Origin of the sequence: Bartonella sp. MR30HLJHH, assembly GCF_042194195.1 — a bacterium.
Lineage (GTDB): Bacteria > Pseudomonadota > Alphaproteobacteria > Rhizobiales > Rhizobiaceae > Bartonella > Bartonella grahamii.
This window is the reverse complement of the sequence record NZ_JBHIMO010000095.1, coordinates 1-821: the sequence shown is the minus strand read 5'-3', so window position 1 is coordinate 821 and position 821 is coordinate 1. Positions and strand designations below refer to the sequence as shown.

Genomic DNA, 821 nt, shown 5'->3' with positions numbered 1-821 from the left:
CCAAGAAACAAACACAAACACTTAGAGGTTATCATGGAAAATTCACTCAGAAAACTTTCACAGAACAGCTTGCAGAAGGCTTCAACGAACTCAGAGATCATCTCTCATCTGGAGAAGATTATGGAAATGATCAGTCTGGGGTATCCATTGACGCTGAAAGCTGGGAATACATTGACGAAACAGGAGGAAGCGCAAACCTTAGATGCTTGCAATCGTCTACAAGCGTTGCTCTCTGTGAAAGCTTCAGTTAAGCAAATTGAGCAAGCTTCTTTCCTACTCTCAAGCATGAGAGTCCCTGCGAATACAGATTCCAAAGCCGTTGTCCTATCCTATAGCATGATGCTGGAACGGATTTCGTCATATGCTCTGAAAAAGGGCGTCGAAGATATCGTAACTGGTCAAGCAATTGGGATATCAAAAACATTTATGCCAACTTGTGGAGAGCTTTTAACTTATTGCCAGACACTAGAAAATACCCTTCTTTCAAAAGCCGAAAGTGTACGTAGAGCAATTGAAAACACACGTGAGAAAGCACTCAAAGAGAAAACAACGAAAGAGCATTTTCGACCACTAACGCTTGTTCACAAGCAAGAGCTTGAAGAAACTTTAAATGGTCTTGGGGGAGCAGTGAAAAACATTGCAAGTTAGCAAAATAGTGAAAAGTGCTGATCATTTTGGGATTAGACATGCGTTTAAATCGACAAAAAGATACCATACAAAGCCATTTAAATATTTTACGATGAAAAAACCATGTCTATAATATAAAACGCTCTGTACGGTCAAATTTTAGGTAAATAGACCAATTGGTAAAATTATGGACT

1 protein-coding gene is annotated in these 821 nt (G+C 39.2%); it reads left to right on the top strand.

Annotation, left to right across the window (positions count from 1 at the left end; translation table 11 throughout):
- A partial coding sequence (locus ACFIKR_RS09520) for a hypothetical protein (RefSeq protein ID WP_375659666.1) occupies positions 1 to 648 on the top strand: 648 nt, incomplete at its 5' end.
- Positions 649 to 821 lie beyond the last annotated feature (173 nt).